The following is a 17,074-nucleotide window of genomic DNA, read 5'->3' on the forward strand; positions in this document are numbered from 1 at the left end:
AAGTATAAAAAAGCCCCTTTCGGGGCTTTAAAAGTGTAATTTTAACAAAATTAAAGATATTAACGCTTACTTATTGTACAAATAAAAGCCATTTTACGTAATTTAATTACACAAATTGGAGTAAACTATTCATATTTACGCTCTCGCTTAGTCTCAATTGCATCAATGTAAGCATGCCAAGATGCATAGCCGATAATCGGCATGAGCACGATGAATCCCACGAAACCGGTCACGTAACCAATTGCAACTGTGGTGAAAATGATAGCCCCCCAAATGAGCATGGGTACCTTATTTAGCCATACTGCATTCACACTGGTAAGCACTGCAGTTGCAAGATCTACCTTACGCTCCATTAAAATCGGTTGGGTAAACGCCGTAATAAATAGCATTGCCAGGGTAAAACCCGCGCCAACGATAGTGCCTAACGCTAAAAACGGTAACAAGCTTTCTAAATCGTTCTCTATATAAGGTGGATAAAGTGCATGAATCAGCGATGCCACACGCAACCAAAATATCATCATTACCATAAGCAGTATGGCAAAGCCCCACTCGTTAAATGCGTTTCTTCGCATTGCGCGCAGCGAATGACGAAGTGAAGGCTTATGACCTTTCTCCATCTCCCAGCTTACATCGTAAAGGCCCGCCGCTAAAAATGGACCTACCAACATAAAGCAGACAATGGCGGGTAGAATGACCAAGTGCCAACCCGTCATTTCAACTAAATACATAATGAACCACGGGATAACCGCGAAAAGTACGCCATAAAATAAGGTGAGACCCGGTGCGCGCATTGCGTCTCTTAAAGCGAGTGACAACCACTTTATTGGGTCACCGACGTCTAATTCTTTACAGGGAATAACGCGTGCTATACCACTTTGCGTGATCGCATTCTCTGGTGTTTCTTTGAAATGGTGGGACATATTCTTATCACCTCTGCTTGTTAGCCTGTTTGTTACTAACGCGTTTTTTATACACGCCTTACTACTACGATAGGCGCTGAATCAAAAGTTCACAAGCTATTAACATAAATTTTATACTTAAGTGACAAGTGGATCATTTATCTCGTTGCGTGTTCAATAAATAGCCACTTGATAAAAAAAGTGGTGCTTAAAGCGGAAATACTGCAAAAAGGCCATCGCATATACCGTTGTATTGCGATAATCTCGGGGTATGTAAATCAACCAGATAGACCATGAAAACTGTATCTCGCTCACATAAATTAGATAACGTTTGTTACGACATTAGAGGCCCAATCGCTGCGCAAGCACGTAAAATGGAAGACGAAGGACACCGTATATTAAAACTGAATATCGGTAACCCTGCCCCATTTGGATTTGAAGCCCCTGACGATATCGTAAAAGACGTTATTCATAACCTGCCTACGTCTCAAGGATACTCAGACTCGACAGGAATTTATGCCGCCCGCGTGGCCGTGATGCAGTATTACCAACAGCGCAACATTAAAGACATTCGTGTCGACGATGTTTATATAGGTAATGGTGTATCTGAGCTAATCATGATGGCAATGCAAGCATTGCTCAACCATGGTGACGAAGTGCTCATTCCAAGCCCTGACTACCCACTTTGGACGGCAGCAGTTAGCCTTTCGTCAGGTTCACCAGTTCACTATCGCTGCGACGAACAAGCAGGCTGGTTCCCTGACATTGACGACATAAAAAGTAAAATCACCAGTAAAACTCGTGCAATAGTACTGATCAACCCTAACAACCCTACTGGTGCAGTTTACGACAAAGCCCTGTTGCAAGAGGTAGTAGAAGTCGCGCGCGAGAACGGCTTAGTGGTGTTTAGCGACGAGATTTACGACAAAATTTTATACGATGAAGCCCAACATACAAGTATTGCGTCACTCGCTGATGACGTGTTTTTTGTTACCTTTGGCGGCTTGAGCAAAAACTACCGCGTGGCGGGCTTTCGTTCAGGTTGGCTAGTTGTCAGCGGCAACAAGCGCCTGGCGTCAGATTATATTGAAGGGCTCAACATACTGTCTTCTATGCGAATGTGCGCGAATGTACCTTGTCAAAGTGCCATTCAAACAGCATTAGGCGGCTATCAAAGTATTGACGACTTGGTAAAGGAAAACGGGCGTTTGCGAATTCAGCGTGACGTAACCACAGATATGCTAAACGGTATAGACGGTATTTCTTGCGTTAAGCCCAAGGGGGCAATGTACTGTTTTGCCAAGGTGGATGAGAAGAAATTCAACATTCAAAACGACGAACAAATGGTGCTGGACTTATTAAGCTCTGAAAAAATTCTGCTGGTACATGGTCGCGCGTTTAACCTAACCGAAGGCACCTACTTCCGGTTAGTATTTTTACCGCACAGCGATGTATTAGTGCCTGCACTGCATCGTATTGGCAACTTCTTTAGAACGTATAAGCAAGGGGCGTAACGTGTCTGATAAAAGTCACTTTTTTGCGCATCTTGCGCGCTTAAAGCTTATTAATCGCTGGCCGTTGATGCACAACGTGCGCACAGAAAATGTGCAGGAGCACAGTTTGCAGGTGGCCATGGTTGCCCACGCACTTGCTTTAATAAAAAATAAGTTTTTTGGCGGCACACTAAACCCTGATCGTATTGCAACCATGGCAATATTTCACGACGTGTCGGAGGTACTCACCGGTGACCTGCCTACCCCAGTGAAATACTTTAACCCTGCGATTAAAGAAGAATATAAAAAGATCGAAAAAATTGCAGAGAACAAGCTAATTGAAATGGCACCAGAGGCATTTCGAGAAGACTATGCGGCGCTTATTGATCATCACTACCACAGTGAAGAAGAAGCTTTTATTGTGAAAGCAGCAGACGTACTTTGCGCTTACCTAAAAACGCTTGAAGAATTAGCTGCTGGTAACCAAGAGTTTAAGCTGGCTAAGAAAAGATTAGATAAAACCCTTAAAGAATATCATTCTGAAGAGGTGGACTACTTCTTAACGCGTTACGTACCAAGCTTTTCTTTAAGTCTTGATGAAATTACGCAAGACGATATGTGAGCGAGGCGGTTAACAGCCCATAAATCACTATACTGACGAATAGAAGTAGCATACACAGCAAGGCAGCGAGGTTTTTTTGGCAACAAGCGATTGGGAATTAGCATTACACGAGCGTCGTTTACCCCGTAGCGAAACAAGAGACGGCGATCATCGCAATCCGTATCAACGTGATAAAGCGCGCGTTCTTCACAGCGCTGCCTTTCGTAGGTTGCAGGCAAAAACCCAAGTGCTCGGTGTGGGGCTAAGCGACTTCTATCGCACTCGACTAACCCACTCCCTAGAAGCCGCCCAAATTGGCACCGGTATTACTGCCCAACTTTGGGTGAAATTTCCAGATATTGCCACGACGTTGGCGCTTGATCCTACGTTAATCGAAACCCTCTGCTTGGCTCACGATATTGGTCATCCCCCCTTCGGCCATGGTGGTGAAATTGCGCTTAATTACATGATGCACCAATACGGCGGGTTCGAAGGAAACGGACAAACTTTTAGGATCATCACTCAGCTAGAGCCCTATACCGCCGAACACGGCATGAATTTATGCAGAAGAAGCGTGTTAGGCTTGGTTAAATATCCGAATTTTATCGATGCCCTTCATAGTAAAGGACCTACGCCAGAGCGCCCTGTTTCACTTCGTCAGGTGAAGGCCCAAGACTGGCATCCACCAAAAGGTCTGTTTCGCTGTGACGAGCCCCTGTTCGACTGGCTACTAGCGCCATTTAACAAGGAAGATAAAGATTTGTTTATGCAGTTTACTGCAAAACCGAATGCCCACAGCAAAACGCAGTTTAAATCGTTCGATTGCTCAATTATGGAGCTTTCTGACGATATCGCCTACGGCATTCACGACTTAGAAGATGCCATTGTAATGGATATGGTCGACAAGCATCATTTTGTCGAGGATGTAACCACCCCGCTAAAAGCACTAGATGTACCCTGGCTGTCAGACAATATAGAAGTGCTAACCAATAAGCTATTTAGCGCTGCACATCACGAAAGAAAAAATGCCATAGGCGCGCTGGTAAATAGCTTTATCACAGCCATTGAAATAAAAGGCGTTGAGGGTTTCGCTCACCCGTTACTGGCGTTCAACGCCGTAATGCCTGAACATTTTGCACAAGCCCTAGAGCTTTTCAAACGCTTTGTGTTTAACAAAGTAATACGCCGCCCCGATGTGCAGCTTCTTGAATATAAAGGACAACTGGTGGTTATGGAGCTTTTTGAAGCCTTTGCATCAGATCCCGACCGCTTACTTCCCGAAAACACCCAAGTTCGCTGGCGTAAGGCCTGTGAGAACGACAATGGTATGCGCGTTCTCGCCGACTATATATCGGGTATGACCGATGAATTCGCATCTCGCCTATACAGTAATATCTTTTCGCCTAAACAAGGCGGCATTCAAGATAGTCTGCATATGTAAACTAAGCGACTAATTTTCCAATCATGCAGTAATATTTGTTTCTAGAAATAGCGTTGAGCTTATTTTACAAACGAGTAGACGTACTTGCTAACCAAGGAAGGTGCTCAATTTCAATATAGCTGTACACTCTGTTTGTTAGCGATGCTGCTGGTATTACACCTTCATTTTCAAGTTGTTTGATCAAGCGCTTCGTACTTAACTCAAGGGATTGGGCGCGCATTTGATTATAGCCCACTGCTAAATTTCGCAATAGCAACGCAACATCAATGCGCTCATCCAATACACTTTCGGGATAGCGTTTGTGAAAGTTAAGGATTGCGCGATACGTTTTCGCCATGAAGACTGTTTCTCTAGTAACCATCCCGTACATTTGAGCAGCTAAACTTTGCGTTAGCTGGTCTGTTTCTCTAAAGTGCCTCATATGGACCTGATTAAAATACTCATCATTTGCATCGACCAAAGTGTCCAACGCTTTAAGGGTGTATTTAACTTTCTTATTTCCATAAAGCGTACAGCTTAAAAAATTTCGAAGTTGCGACCTATCGCTCATAAAGTTTGCTTTGGCTTTCTCATACAGGTCGGATATATCTTCCAGCAAAAGTGGAGAAGTACCGTTATCGATATTCGCAGATAAAAATTGAAGGCCGAGTGAAGCTACAACCATATCGGGCAATTGCGCGTTGGGGTCAGTTAATATGTTTTCAATTGCGCTAAGCGTAGAAGTGTCGCTTTGATTTAGGTTACCTGAAATAATGAAATGATATAGGGCTGCACTTTTATCTGAACTACGCTCGATAAAAGGAAATGCATCGATGTTGGATAATTCGTTAGCCCAACTGGTATTTGCCACATAGGCACACAAGACAACCACGATTGCCGAAAATACTCTCATAGGGTGCTTTCCTTTGCTGTTAACATCAACTTTCCTGTCTGACTTAAACCCTACTGCCATTATTACAGCATGTCAAAATCGAAGAGTTGTAACAGCACCATACTTTCTTGAAATTTTAATCCGAGTTCTAAGGTCTATTTTTATACGCATCTAAAACTTAATTACTGTGCGCTCGTATTAACAGCTGTGGTAATACATCAAATACAGCTTAATGCGAGCTAGAACATTCTCAAGTGTCAAACATACATAGAGAATCCATTTAGAAATGGCGTTTATTAACGGCAGATAAAGGTAGAGTAATGGCAAAACCATTTAAACCCTCGGTTAAATTAACTGATAATGACGTAACTAATGAAAGCGTTTATATGAATCGTCGATCATTGCTCAAATCTATGGGCTTTGTGGGCGCCTCTACGTTACTTGCGAAGTCGGCAAGTGCTGCCGGTTGGTTTTGGGAAGATGAGGAAGAAAAGGCTGCTTTTAAAGGTAAAGCACTGGAGTTTAGTCAGCCCCCAAAGTACCAAATAGCGGAAACCCGAACGCCTGAAGATAAAGTCACCAGCTACAACAATTTTTACGAGTTTGGCACTTCAAAAGATGCGCCAGCCAAAAATGCGACTGAATTTCAAACTAATCCATGGACGCTGAAAATTGATGGTATGGTAAAAAAGCCCATTGAGCTTGATCACGATGCCTTAACCAAACGCTTTCCCTTGGAAGAGCGCATTTACCGTTTGCGCTGCGTTGAAGCGTGGTCGATGGTGGTGCCTTGGATTGGGTTTGAATTAGGGGCGTTGTTAAAACAAGCCGATCCGTTAATGTCAGCCAAATATGTGGCATTTGAAACCCTATACGACCCTGAGCAAATGCCTGGTCAACGAAGTCGCTTTACCGGTGGCGGCATTGATTACCCATATGTAGAAGGCTTGCGACTTGATGAAGCCATGCATCCGTTAACGCTTATGTCGGTTGGCCTTTACGGGAAAACCTTGCCACCTCAAAACGGCGCGCCTATTAGGCTTGTTGTACCGTGGAAATACGGTTTTAAGAGTATTAAGTCTATTGTACGAATTCGTCTTACCGACAAGAAGCCCCCTACCACGTGGAATCGATTGGCCGCCAACGAGTACGGTTTTTACGCCAACGTGAACCCAAACGTGTCACACCCAAGGTGGAGCCAGGCCAGCGAGCGCAGAATAACCACAGGTGGGCTACTTGCCAGAAATCGCATCGACACCCAAATGTTCAACGGTTATACCGAAGTCGCGCCATTATACCAAGATATGGACTTATCTCGTTATTACTAGCTGCTACTTTTTATAGGGCTACGAGCAAATAGCTAGCCCTTTTAACCAATATCTTATAACCGAAGCTATTAAACATTATTATTAAGTTGTTCATTTAATGCCGTTAAGAAAAAAACCATTTCGATTCTCTATTTGGCAGCGTCGCAGTTTGAAGGGCCTTATTCACCTTTTTGCATTAGGCTACGTCGCTTGGTTGTTCTTTGCCGGGATCAACGACCAGCTTGGACCAGACCCCGTAAACACGCTCATTAATGAGACTGGAACTTGGGCAATTCACTTTCTTTTACTAACGCTTACTCTAAGACCACTTGCTAAATGGCTACCAAGCCCAGAACCGATGCAATTCAGACGTATGATTGGCGTATACACCTTTGTGTACGCCTTTGCACACCTGCTCACTTACATTGTGTTTGAACTCCAGCTTGATATGGCATTAATTGCTAGCGAGCTAGTAAGCAGGCCTTACATCATTGTTGGCATGGCAGCGTTACTTCTTCTTTTTGCTCTCACCGCTACGTCGTTCAAGCGTATCCAGCGCAACATGGGAAAAAAGTGGCAGAAGCTTCATAACAGCATTTACCTGATCCTGCCTCTTGCACTACTTCATTTCAGCTGGTCGCAGAAGACGTTTTGGCAAGAGCCCGTTTGGTATTGGATGATTGGACTGATATTAATGAGCCCAAGAATGAAGCAGTGGTATGTGACGTATCAGAAGAAAAGCCAAAAGAAGTCGAGAGACAAAAACGCAGTGGCGTGAGAAAACTAAAGTCGAAAACCTTTTAAACAAGCACGTAAAGCAGCGCAGCATAACGCGCTGTTTTGCTAATCGTTACCGCGAGAATAAAAAACCCAAACGGGCTTCTAAGTACACCTGCTACTAAAGTAATAGGGTCGCCAATAATAGGTACCCAGCATAAAAACAAGCTCCACTTCCCCCACTTTGTAAAGATGTAGCTTGCACGGTTAAACGCTGCTTCGCTCACTTTTAACTTATCGGTCGCAATTTCTTTTCCGAACTTGAAGCCCAATGCATAATTAACCACCGAGCCGAGTACATTTCCTAACGAAGCAACAACAAGCAACAACACCCAGCTCAACCCACTACTGTATAGAGCACTAAGCACAATTTCAGAACTAAAAGGCAATATAGTGGCAGCCAAAAATGCCGATAAGAACATCCCCAAGTAGCCTAAATGTATTAATGCGCTCAACGCTCCTCCAGCTTTATACAGTAGTTTTCTATGTAAGATTCGCGCGCATCTTACCTTAATCGGAATATGAATACTTCCTTCAGAATTCGATAGCACAAAAAAACCATTATCTTTTAAATAGTTACTGACAAAGCACCAATTTGTGTGAAAAAAGTACAACTAAATACTTGCCAAAACCCTCTTTTATGAATACTGTATACACATACACACTGTATAAGTATCCAGTATTTAATTAATAACAATATTCCTTAAGTTCGATTTATGAACTTAAGGGCAAATGCATAAAGGGTTTTACTATGAACACATCTTCAGTTTCACGATTCAATGCTTTACGCGCTTCGGTTTCAAATGTTGTTCAACTACCTTTGCCGATAGAAGGGTTTCCTGGCGAAAAACAAGGTAATGGAAAAGGAAATAACGACAAAGGTTGGAATTATCTGCTTTCAAATACGGTGTCGTTTTCTAAATCTGTAGATCACGCTATCCGTATTCAGAAACCTGAAAAAGAAAAAATGCCTGAATGGATCAGTAAGCTGATTACAGGTGGCCAGTGTAAAACACTGTATGTGGAAAACATCGATTTAGACCTTCAACCAACAGACAGTGAAATGATTAGAAAGCTGTGTGAACTTTACTCTGTCAGCCTAGTGAATGTACGTGTTAACAGCATTAATGACGAACAAAACGTAGCATTAGGCCCTTGGTAATACAAAGCCTGTTTATGCCTAAAACCTGTTTTTGCCCAAATAGAGACATAGGCAAAGCTTAAACATTTATTGTCATACGGCTTTTTGCCCTTTTTTTGGTATGAGTTCTTTGGTATTGATTCTTTGGAGTGATTCCTCTCTGACATGAGTTATCTGGCATAGCTCGCCACGGAATCATTGAATACCGGCAACATTCACGTATAAAAAAGTTGGGGCTAACGCCACTTATATTTATACTGTAGCGCTTTGTAATACTCTTAAATTGCGAGTTGCCTTATGCGCTGTTACTGTTGCTCTTCAAAGCCTTTCAACGAATGCTGCGAACCTTTTATTAAGGGCGTTAAATACCCTAATACTGCTGAACAACTTATGCGCTCACGATTTTCAGCCTACGCTACAGCGCATTATCAATACATTCTAGAAACCTACACCAAAGAAAAGCAGAAAGATCTTTCCGTAGAAGATTTGGTTCAAAGTGCGCAAGGTGCGACATGGTTTGCGCTGAAAGTACACCCCACTCTAGCGGCTAACTCCAAGCCCAATACTGCCGTCGTTGAATTCACTGCTTACTACTTTGAAAATAAAAGCATGTATCAGCTTCACGAAACGTCAAATTTTAATATTGAAGACGGTAAGTGGCGTTATCACGACGGTGTATTACACGACGACTGCGGCAAAATTAAGTACGGAAGAAACCTCCCATGCGTTTGCGGTAGCAACAAGAAATTCAAGCAGTGCTGCAGTCTTAAAAACCATTAATGTATTAGAGCATTGAAAAAGTTACTCTAGAAGGATAATTGCTCTACACTAAAATATGATGATGAGCACGTTGAGGAAAATAGCTATAACATGATCAACACATTGTCGCTTCCGCTGTTTGTTACATCTAGCATCTGCTTGCTGATGAGCTTTTTCTTCGCTTTGCTATATTATCGCTTAACTTTCCACCACCAAGAGCCCGTTAAGTACTATTTTCTCTTTGCTCTTTCGGCTTTCATAAGCTCAATTTTCTTCGGGGCTTTTGGTGTACTGATTAATGCAGGTGAGAACCTTTTTGCTCTTAGTGTTTCAAATAGACTTACCATTATTGGGGCTATGTTTACCCTTGTCACTAGTCTTCATTTCTACCTTGCATTCTATAGCTACACCGCCCCTTATTTTTTGAAATGGTGTTATGTCATTTGCGGTATATTTTCTGTTTTAACTGCTGTGCCCAGCCCTTACTTTTTAGATAATGCGTTCTATGCGACGTCTAAGTACTATACTGGGCTAAAGTACGGGCTACTTTTCGAGATCTGGGGTCTTTGGATCTTAGTATTGGGGTCGTACTGCGTATATATTCTCATTCGAGTTTTTGTCCGGCAGCGCTCAAGACTCGAGGGAAGTGGCCCTATACTATTGTTACTTCTAGCGAACACTCTATGGCTTATCACCGGTATTGGCGATACCTTAACTGGTATCGAAATTATCGACCTCCCGCCGCTTACATGGCTTGGCTCTTTTGTAGTTACCAGCACCATCGCATGGGTTCTAGTGCTCCACATTGATGGGCTTTATAAAGAAAGACGTACGCTCAACAATCAATTGATGTACGACCATTTAACTCAGGCGCTCTCTCGAAGCTTTATGGAAGTAAAGCTAAATGAGGCTATTTTTCAGATTCAAAGTAGCGCTAAAAATCGATTAGCCGTATGCATATTTGATGTTGATAATTTTAAGAACATCAATGATAGCTACGGTCATTCCAGTGGTGATGTATTACTCAAAAACATTACTGAAATTGTGAAAAGACACCTCAGTTCAAGCGATTGCGTGGCGCGTTTAGGTGGCGATGAATTTGTGATCTTATTCTCTGATTACCACTCTGCGCTTAAAGCGAGTGATATTGTAGAGCAAATTCGCCAAACTATTGCTTTTACAGTATTTAAAGCAAAAGCACACACTTTTAATACAACCTGTTCATTCGGAATAGTAAATATCTTATCTAAAGAGGACCTCGCAGAAGACCCAGCTCACGATATTTTATCAATCGCTGACGAGGCCCTATACACGGCGAAATCTTTAGGCAAAAATACGATTAAAAGCATTGGCTATCATGATTGATATTTGCGTTTTTAGCTTGACGATAGCGTTGTTTCCCACTTTATAATTCAACCACTAGATAACGAATTTTACCATTCACAGCCTGTGGCAGAAAAAACTGTCCATTGTATGTAAAATACTGAATTCCGTTAATTTCGACCGTTTGTGCTTCATTCGGCAATTGGCTGTATAAATGACCTGATAAATATTGATCTTCACCCTCGTGTTTTTCAAGTATAGGTTCACCTACCACCACGTATTCATCGCCCGATTGAAAGTAGTAAACACCCTCCGCCGTAAAATATCTATCTCCCTCGAAAATAATCACGTCGGGGTTTGGTGGAAGTGTCTTAACAGTGATACCTATAGGAGGTTTAACTACGTGGTAATGCCCGTCGAATTCACGGTAAAACACACCATGATGGTAGCGATAAGCTGCCCCGTGATAATGAATGACGTGCGCATTTTGGGGAATGTCTTTTGGTTTATGTCCCGGCTCGTAATTAGGTTTAGTTAACACGTTTGTGATAAGTGCTCCTATTCCAATTCTTACTGTTACTGCAACCACGGCACCGCTGCCATGTCCACCGACACTAACGTGGCCTCTAGCACCGCCAGGTGAATGCGCACATGCTGTGATAAGTGATACTGACAAAACAGATACCATCGCTATTTTTAATTTCATATTGCAATCCTATTAGAATTGAAGTTGAACGGTTGGAAGACTGTCGTTACTGTCTGTTCTATTTGATTTCATCCGTCCGAGAAAATTCGTCAGCAACTTATCAAGTAGTGTATAAATTGAGTAAAGCGCATGCCTTTAATTTAGTGTCTTCATGCCTAACCTTGTTTCGTGAAAAATGTGATCCTTTACCTATATTTCGAGGAAAGAATTTACGACTGTAACTAAATGGAGGTACTACATTATGGATTTACAAGGTAAGACAGCGCTTATTACAGGTGCAAATCGTGGGATTGGAGAAGCAACTGTAGAAGCACTTTTCGAAAAAGGCGTAAGCAAGATCTATTTGGCGGTACGCGATCCGGAATCTACTACGCATCTTCACGACAAGTACGCAGATAAAGTAGAAACGCTACAAGTTGACGTTACCGACAAAGCATCAGTCCAAACGCTTGCCCAGAAAGCCACTGATACTCACATTGTCATCAATAATGCGGGAATTATGAAGCATGAATCACCGCTAAGCGAGAACGCAGAAGACGCCCTTCGCAGTGAGTTTGAAGTGAACGTGTTTGGTTTAATTCACGTTGCACAAGCATTTGAATCGACATTAGTTGCAAACAAGGGCGCCATTGTTCAACTTAATTCAATTGCATCAGTTAAAACCTTTGGCGATATATCAACATACTGCGCATCTAAAGCAGCAACCTACTCATTAACCCAAGGGTTACGTGAAAAACTATCTGAAAAAGAGGTATCTGTCATAAGCATCCACCCAGGCCCTATTGGAACTGATATGGGTAAAAATGCGGGATTTGATGATGCTCCCGGTCCTGATGTCGTAGCAAACGCGATAGCAGAAGCGCTAGAAAGTGAAGATTTTCATACTTTCCCTGATGAAGTTGCCAAACAAATTGGCGATGCATACGAAAGTTTCGCGGAGAATATTATTTTAGGCGATATGTCCCTTTAACCTCTAAAAAGAACGCCCCCGTGCATAACAATCAAGGGGCGTTGCTCTCTACCGTTCATTACACCTTATGTACATTCCTTAGTAAGCAACTTCTATTAATCAAAAAGCACTTTCTTCTTAACCAATAAAAACATGAATACGTATGCATCTTGTTTATTATTGATTAATAACTTGTAAATATAAATATCATCTTTTATCCGCTCCTTTCCGAAAGAGATCACACTATGAAGATGAAGAAACATGCAGTAGGTGTCTTAATAAGTGCAGTATTGAGTACTCCAAGTTATCACAGCCATGCAGACGTTATCCTACACGCATTTAACTGGACCTACGACGACGTAGCCGCAAAAGCCCAAGAAATTGCGGATCTTGGTTACACCAAAGTACTTGTTTCGCCTGCTTATAAATCGACAGGTAATCAGTGGTGGGCGCGATATCAACCACAGGACTATAGAGTTATTGATAACCCACTTGGTGACACTGCTGACTTTCAAGCGATGGTTAATGCATTAAATGCCAAAGGTGTAGAGACCTATGCGGATATTGTCTTTAATCATATGGCGAACGAAGCATGGAAACGTTCAGACTTAAACTACCCCGGAAGTGAAGTACTACAGCAATACTCATCAAATCAGGGATACTACAATGGCATCACATTATTTGGTGATGTAAGTAGCGGCCTTTTTGGCGGTGGTGACTTCCACGGTACGTATGATCAAGGTGGCCCTAAGTGCATCAGTAACTACAGCGACGTGGGCGATGTTCAGTACAATAGATTATGCGGCGCCGCGCCAGATCCTGGCTTGCCCGACCTAGACCCCAATAATTGGGTCGTGGCCCAACAAAAAGCGTATCTTCAGGCGTTAAAAGACATGGGTGTTACCGGTTTTCGCGTTGATGCTGCAAAGCATATGACCAACTATCATATAAACGCGGTGTTCGACAGCAATATAAAAAACGACGTACATGTTTTCGGAGAAATAATTACCACAGGCGGTGCAGGCTCTAGTGAGTATGATAACTTCCTTGCACCTTATTTGTCAGCAACTGGTCACTCGGCCTACGACTTCCCGCTTTTCGCGCAAATACGCAATGCATTTAGCTTCGGTGGTTCGATGCGTGCTTTAGTTGACCCAGCCGCGTACGGTCAGGCTTTATCAGGCGACAAGGCCATTACATTTAGTATTACCCACGACATCCCGCTAAACGATGGCTTCCGCTACCAGTTACTTGACCCTACCGACGAACATTTGGCAAATGCCTATGTACTAGGGCGTGACGGTGGTGTTCCATTATTGTACTCAGATAACAATGAAAGTGGTGATAATCGTTGGGTAGATTTGTACAAGCGTGATGACATCAAGGGTATGGTTAAATTCCATAACGGAGTTCAGGGCAGTGGCATGCAAGTGGTAAGTCATAATGATTGCGTTATTTTCTTCAAGCGTCACCACCAGGGCGTTGTGGGTATTAATAAATGCGCAGACGGCCAAGATATTTGGGTAGATACATCTACAGACAATTTGTGGTGGTATAGAAATTACCGCGATACCTTAAGTAATGATGTGCAATATATTACAACTCAGTGGCACAAGTTCTATGTACCAGGAAGAAGCGCCCGCATGTGGCTTATGGAATAACGCAGCGTCACAACGTTTCTGAGTGAAACTGTTTACTTTTTCACCAGTCATATTAATATAACCTTATACCGGTTTTGTATTACGTGAAGTACAAAGCCGCTTTTTATTTCTATTTGTCACAAAACTGCCGCGAAACCTATTATCGCGGCTAATTATGAAAAATAAAAAACAAGGAAGGTTATGATTACTATTTTACGTATTGCTACGGTGATTTCTGCTACTACGCTCTTATTAGGCTGCGGTGGTAGCGATTCAAACGATGTACTCGACGACCTCAACGCTAATCGCGCAAAATGGGAAAACGAGAACATCGACACTTATCAGTTTGAATATCAAGTATCATGTTTTTGCACCGAAGAAACTACGCTACCTCGCTTAGTCTTGGTAGAAGATGGTCAGGTCACCTCTCAAACCATTATTGAAGGCAATATTGCCTTACCCTTAGATGATGCAACTACAGAAAGCATTGATAGCTTGTTTCAACTTATTGCATTAGAAGAAAGTCGCGCAGAATCGCTATCGGTGAAATACGACCCTGAACTCGGCTATCCGACCGAAATTAACGTGGATATCAACGAGCAAATAGCTGACGACGAATATACCCTAACAATTAGCAACCTTGTTGCCGAAAGCGATGTGGCTTGTACAGCAACGGTAGAAGATGGCCTCTTGCTTTCGGTAACCGATCAAACAACACTAATGCCGATTGCATGTGGCGTTACGGCTACTGCAATGGAAGAAGCGTATTCTGAAACTGTTATGGTTGATGATACGGATTGTGCAGATGACAGTTTGATCGCAATGCTTGACGAACGTCCTGGTTTTTACACCCTCACAGTACAAAAACAGGGTTATCAAGACTATCAGGTAGATAATTTAGGCATTGGTAAAGACTTGTGTCATGTGTTGACCAGAGAGTTCAATGTAGAACTAATACCAGAATAACCATTGCTTTAAGATTCACGAAAAAAGCCTGAACCATAGAAGGGTCAGGCTTTTTTCGTTAAGTTGTCTTTTTATCAGACGTGTAAGATCAGGGCACAAGCACCATTTTGCCTTTCACCTCGCGGTTCATAACCTTCGCCATGGCTTTTGTTGCTTGTTCTAGTGGTAGGGCTTCATCAACCACTACTTTAACTTTGCCTTGCACGTACCAAGTAAGCAATTCCTGCATGTTCTCAGCAAACCCTTTTGGGTCGTGCTGAGTGAATGAGCCCCAAAATACGCCCATAACCGAATAGCCTTTGACTAGGGCAAGATTTACTGGAAACTTTGGAATTTCACCACCTGCAAAGCCAACTACAAGCAAACGCCCTTCCCACGCCATACTGCGGCTGCAAGCGTGGAATGTGTCACCGCCAACGCATTCATAAACTACGTCAACACCTTTGCCGCCTGTGACTTCTTTCAGCGTTTCTTTGAGATCTTTTTCTTTGTAGTTAATTAAAACATCAGCGCCATACTCTTTAGCAAGCGCCAGTTTTTCTTCAGTTGAACAAACGGCAATAACTTTGGCACCCATTATTTTACCTATTTGCACAGCTGCTAAGCCAGTACCACCAGCAGCACCCGTTACCACCAATGTTTCGCCAGGCTGCAGCTTTGCCCGTTGTTTCAAAGCATGATGGGCTGTTGCATGGGCGGTTACAAGGGCAGCCCCTTCGTTCACGTGAATGGGGTCGGGTAACGGCATAACATGCGTAGCTGGGATTAGCGCTTTTTCTGCATATCCACCTAAGTTAGAGAGTGCGATAACTCGCTGCCCTTCTTTTAGGTGGCTTACGCCCTCACCTACTTCGCTTATAGTACCCGCTACTTCGTTACCTGGCACAAATGGGAAGTCTGGCTGCATTTGGTAAAGACCTTGTACCAACAGCCCATCTGGAAAATTAACCCCTGCGGCTTCAACATTTACGACCACATAGCCTTTTTTAACTACTGGGTCTGCCACATCTTTTAATAGAAGGTCATCAAGTGGACCAAAAGATTCGCATACAATTGCTTTCATACTGTCTCCAGTTAACTTGTTCGACGTGCCTGCCGTAAATAACATGGCATGTCATTAAATATGTTATGTGGCGTTTATTCGCTTTGGTGTATGGTGTGGTTTGCAATTTGAGCAAGCGGTCGCACCATTGCCCCCAACTGCATGGCCTTTTCACTTGATGCATTGCCATCGTGAGCGCGCTTCACTACACCTTGCAAAATAGCGGCTAAACGGAAAAAACTAAATGCCAAATAGAAGGTCCAGTTATCAATAGTTCCTATACCTCTGCGCTTGCAGTAGGCATCGATATACTCTTTTTCTGAAGGTATTCCTAACTGCTTTCTATCAAGGCCACCTAAACCAGCAGCGTGTGCAATGTCAGAAGGCAAACGTAGTTGCATACACTGGTAAGCCAAGTCGGCGTAAGGATGACCCAAGGTTGAAAGCTCCCAGTCTAATACTGCAACAACCTGCGGCTTATCAGTATCAGACATATCAAACATCATATTGTCTAAGCGAAAATCGCCGTGAACTAACGACACTTGGCCATCGTCTTCAGGCAAATTAGTTTCAAGATACTGAATAAGGCGCTCAATCTCTTCGATATGCTCAAGTTCAGACGCTCGGTACTGCTTGGTCCACCTACTTAATTGTCGCTCGAAGTAGCTGCCAGGCTTGCCGTAATCACTTAAACCAGAACCTTCAATATCAACGCTGTGAAGCGCAGAAAGGACTCGATTCATTTCATCGTACATTGCACCGCGTGTCGCAGAAGACTCTACTTCCGGTAACGCACTGTTCCAGAAAATATCCCCCTCTACAAACGCCATAATGTAGAACATACTGCCAATAATGCTGGGATCTTCACACAAATGGTACGCTTTAGGCACTGGCACTTCTGAGCCCTGCAAGGCGTTAATAACGCGGAACTCTCTGTCTACTGCATGCGCAGACTTCAATAACTTACCCGGCGGTTGGCGACGTAATACATAAACGCCGTTATCCGTAGTTAGCTTAAACGTAGGGTTCGATTGCCCCCCTGCAAATTTATCAGCACTTTCAACGTGCCCAACAATTGGGCACGCAGTAGATAAGTAATCATTAAGCACCGTTAAGTCTATTGCATGTGGCGCATTAGCTTTGTCGTTTGACACACTTA

General features: G+C 43.0%; 17 protein-coding genes. 11 read left to right on the plus strand and 6 right to left on the minus strand.

All coding sequences use genetic code 11. The annotated features are described in order from the left end of the window. Positions 1-125: 125 nt before the first annotated feature. Positions 126-920, minus strand: coding sequence for a DUF2189 domain-containing protein (locus tag PCAR9_RS11125; protein ID WP_179983653.1), 795 nt, complete (start codon positions 918-920; stop codon positions 126-128). A 272-nt stretch (positions 921-1,192) separates the two neighbouring features. Here PCAR9_RS11125 and PCAR9_RS11130 point away from each other — a divergent pair, with 272 nt between their 5' ends. The 3 genes from PCAR9_RS11130 to PCAR9_RS11140 all read left to right on the plus strand — a co-directional run bounded on the left by PCAR9_RS11130 (position 1,193) and on the right by PCAR9_RS11140 (position 4,434). Further along, complete coding sequence (locus PCAR9_RS11130; RefSeq protein ID WP_179983654.1) at positions 1,193-2,413, plus strand: pyridoxal phosphate-dependent aminotransferase; 1,221 nt, start codon at positions 1,193-1,195, stop codon at positions 2,411-2,413. Between the two features lies 1 nt (position 2,414). Further along, positions 2,415-3,014, plus strand: a complete 600-nt coding sequence (gene yfbR / locus PCAR9_RS11135) for a 5'-deoxynucleotidase (RefSeq protein ID WP_012519109.1) — start codon at positions 2,415-2,417, stop codon at positions 3,012-3,014. 76 nt (positions 3,015-3,090) lie between these two features. Continuing rightward, positions 3,091-4,434 carry an anti-phage deoxyguanosine triphosphatase gene (locus PCAR9_RS11140; RefSeq protein ID WP_179983655.1) on the plus strand — a complete coding sequence of 448 codons (1,344 nt, stop codon included), beginning with the start codon at positions 3,091-3,093 and terminating at the stop codon, positions 4,432-4,434. A gap of 64 nt (positions 4,435-4,498) precedes the next feature. Here the strand turns inward: PCAR9_RS11140 and PCAR9_RS11145 are convergent, their stop codons facing one another. Then, on the minus strand, positions 4,499-5,326 hold the full coding sequence (locus PCAR9_RS11145) for a hypothetical protein (RefSeq protein ID WP_179983656.1): 828 nt from the start codon (positions 5,324-5,326) through the stop codon (positions 4,499-4,501). A 299-nt stretch (positions 5,327-5,625) separates the two neighbouring features. Here PCAR9_RS11145 and msrP point away from each other — a divergent pair, with 299 nt between their 5' ends. Next, positions 5,626-6,633 carry a protein-methionine-sulfoxide reductase catalytic subunit MsrP gene (gene msrP / locus PCAR9_RS11150; RefSeq protein ID WP_179983657.1) on the plus strand — a complete coding sequence of 336 codons (1,008 nt, stop codon included), beginning with the start codon at positions 5,626-5,628 and terminating at the stop codon, positions 6,631-6,633. Between the two features lie 97 nt (positions 6,634-6,730). Continuing rightward, the gene (gene msrQ, locus PCAR9_RS11155; RefSeq protein ID WP_179983658.1) at positions 6,731-7,390 is read left to right on the plus strand and encodes a protein-methionine-sulfoxide reductase heme-binding subunit MsrQ; all 660 of its coding nucleotides are present in this window, start codon (positions 6,731-6,733) and stop codon (positions 7,388-7,390) included. A 22-nt stretch (positions 7,391-7,412) separates the two neighbouring features. Here msrQ and PCAR9_RS11160 read toward each other — a convergent pair whose 3' ends face one another. After that, positions 7,413-7,811 (minus strand): YqaA family protein, encoded by a 399-nt coding sequence (locus PCAR9_RS11160; RefSeq protein ID WP_179985210.1) that lies wholly within the window; start codon positions 7,809-7,811, stop codon positions 7,413-7,415. A gap of 329 nt (positions 7,812-8,140) precedes the next feature. On the opposite strand from PCAR9_RS11160, the gene PCAR9_RS11165 reads away from it, so the two are divergent. The 3 genes from PCAR9_RS11165 (at position 8,141) to PCAR9_RS20085 (ending at position 10,654) form a co-directional block, all read left to right on the plus strand. Further along, positions 8,141-8,551 carry a hypothetical protein gene (locus PCAR9_RS11165; protein ID WP_039216466.1) on the plus strand — a complete coding sequence of 137 codons (411 nt, stop codon included), beginning with the start codon at positions 8,141-8,143 and terminating at the stop codon, positions 8,549-8,551. A gap of 276 nt (positions 8,552-8,827) precedes the next feature. Beyond that, positions 8,828-9,310, plus strand: coding sequence for a YchJ family protein (locus PCAR9_RS11170; RefSeq protein WP_179983659.1), 483 nt, complete (start codon positions 8,828-8,830; stop codon positions 9,308-9,310). A 639-nt stretch (positions 9,311-9,949) separates the two neighbouring features. Continuing rightward, on the plus strand, positions 9,950-10,654 hold the full coding sequence (locus PCAR9_RS20085) for a GGDEF domain-containing protein (protein ID WP_232091178.1): 705 nt from the start codon (positions 9,950-9,952) through the stop codon (positions 10,652-10,654). Between the two features lie 40 nt (positions 10,655-10,694). On the opposite strand, the gene PCAR9_RS11180 is transcribed toward PCAR9_RS20085, so the two are convergent. Next, positions 10,695-11,318, minus strand: coding sequence for a DUF6515 family protein (locus tag PCAR9_RS11180; protein ID WP_179983661.1), 624 nt, complete (start codon positions 11,316-11,318; stop codon positions 10,695-10,697). 241 nt (positions 11,319-11,559) lie between these two features. Here PCAR9_RS11180 and PCAR9_RS11185 point away from each other — a divergent pair, with 241 nt between their 5' ends. The 3 genes from PCAR9_RS11185 (at position 11,560) to PCAR9_RS11195 (ending at position 14,873) form a co-directional block, all read left to right on the plus strand. Beyond that, positions 11,560-12,288: an SDR family oxidoreductase gene (locus PCAR9_RS11185; RefSeq protein ID WP_179983662.1), complete on the plus strand. Its 729-nt coding sequence runs from the start codon at positions 11,560-11,562 to the stop codon at positions 12,286-12,288. A gap of 224 nt (positions 12,289-12,512) precedes the next feature. Further along, a complete protein-coding gene (locus PCAR9_RS11190) occupies positions 12,513-13,928 on the plus strand; it encodes an alpha-amylase family protein (protein ID WP_197964238.1) in 1,416 nt (471 codons plus the stop codon). Positions 13,929-14,108: 180 nt separating this feature from the next. Then, complete coding sequence (locus PCAR9_RS11195) at positions 14,109-14,873, plus strand: DUF6174 domain-containing protein (protein ID WP_179983663.1); 765 nt, start codon at positions 14,109-14,111, stop codon at positions 14,871-14,873. 88 nt (positions 14,874-14,961) lie between these two features. Here PCAR9_RS11195 and PCAR9_RS11200 read toward each other — a convergent pair whose 3' ends face one another. Together PCAR9_RS11200 and PCAR9_RS11205 are read right to left on the minus strand one after the other, a co-directional pair. Continuing rightward, a complete protein-coding gene (locus tag PCAR9_RS11200; RefSeq protein ID WP_179983664.1) occupies positions 14,962-15,936 on the minus strand; it encodes an NADPH:quinone oxidoreductase family protein in 975 nt (324 codons plus the stop codon). A gap of 74 nt (positions 15,937-16,010) precedes the next feature. Next, positions 16,011-17,069: a phosphotransferase family protein gene (locus PCAR9_RS11205; protein ID WP_179983665.1), complete on the minus strand. Its 1,059-nt coding sequence runs from the start codon at positions 17,067-17,069 to the stop codon at positions 16,011-16,013. Positions 17,070-17,074 lie beyond the last annotated feature (5 nt).

The sequence above is a fragment of the Alteromonas macleodii genome, from assembly GCF_903772925.1.
In the GTDB taxonomy this organism is placed as follows: Bacteria; Pseudomonadota; Gammaproteobacteria; order Enterobacterales; family Alteromonadaceae; genus Alteromonas; species Alteromonas macleodii_A.

What these genes read in the sequence shown, in the direction of transcription:
- PCAR9_RS11125 (WP_179983653.1), bottom strand. Translation starts at nt 920, where the DNA reads ATGTCCCACCATTTCAAAGAAACACCAGAGAATGCGATCACGCAAAGT.
- PCAR9_RS11130 (WP_179983654.1), top strand. Translation starts at nt 1,193, where the DNA reads ATGAAAACTGTATCTCGCTCACATAAATTAGATAACGTTTGTTACGAC.
- PCAR9_RS11145 (WP_179983656.1), bottom strand. Translation starts at nt 5,326, where the DNA reads ATGAGAGTATTTTCGGCAATCGTGGTTGTCTTGTGTGCCTATGTGGCA.
- msrP (WP_179983657.1), top strand. Translation starts at nt 5,626, where the DNA reads ATGGCAAAACCATTTAAACCCTCGGTTAAATTAACTGATAATGACGTA.
- msrQ (WP_179983658.1), top strand. Translation starts at nt 6,731, where the DNA reads ATGCCGTTAAGAAAAAAACCATTTCGATTCTCTATTTGGCAGCGTCGC.
- PCAR9_RS11160 (WP_179985210.1), bottom strand. Translation starts at nt 7,811, where the DNA reads ATGTTCTTATCGGCATTTTTGGCTGCCACTATATTGCCTTTTAGTTCT.
- PCAR9_RS11165 (WP_039216466.1), top strand. Translation starts at nt 8,141, where the DNA reads ATGAACACATCTTCAGTTTCACGATTCAATGCTTTACGCGCTTCGGTT.
- PCAR9_RS11170 (WP_179983659.1), top strand. Translation starts at nt 8,828, where the DNA reads ATGCGCTGTTACTGTTGCTCTTCAAAGCCTTTCAACGAATGCTGCGAA.
- PCAR9_RS11180 (WP_179983661.1), bottom strand. Translation starts at nt 11,318, where the DNA reads ATGAAATTAAAAATAGCGATGGTATCTGTTTTGTCAGTATCACTTATC.
- PCAR9_RS11185 (WP_179983662.1), top strand. Translation starts at nt 11,560, where the DNA reads ATGGATTTACAAGGTAAGACAGCGCTTATTACAGGTGCAAATCGTGGG.
- PCAR9_RS11190 (WP_197964238.1), top strand. Translation starts at nt 12,513, where the DNA reads ATGAAGATGAAGAAACATGCAGTAGGTGTCTTAATAAGTGCAGTATTG.
- PCAR9_RS11195 (WP_179983663.1), top strand. Translation starts at nt 14,109, where the DNA reads ATGATTACTATTTTACGTATTGCTACGGTGATTTCTGCTACTACGCTC.
- PCAR9_RS11200 (WP_179983664.1), bottom strand. Translation starts at nt 15,936, where the DNA reads ATGAAAGCAATTGTATGCGAATCTTTTGGTCCACTTGATGACCTTCTA.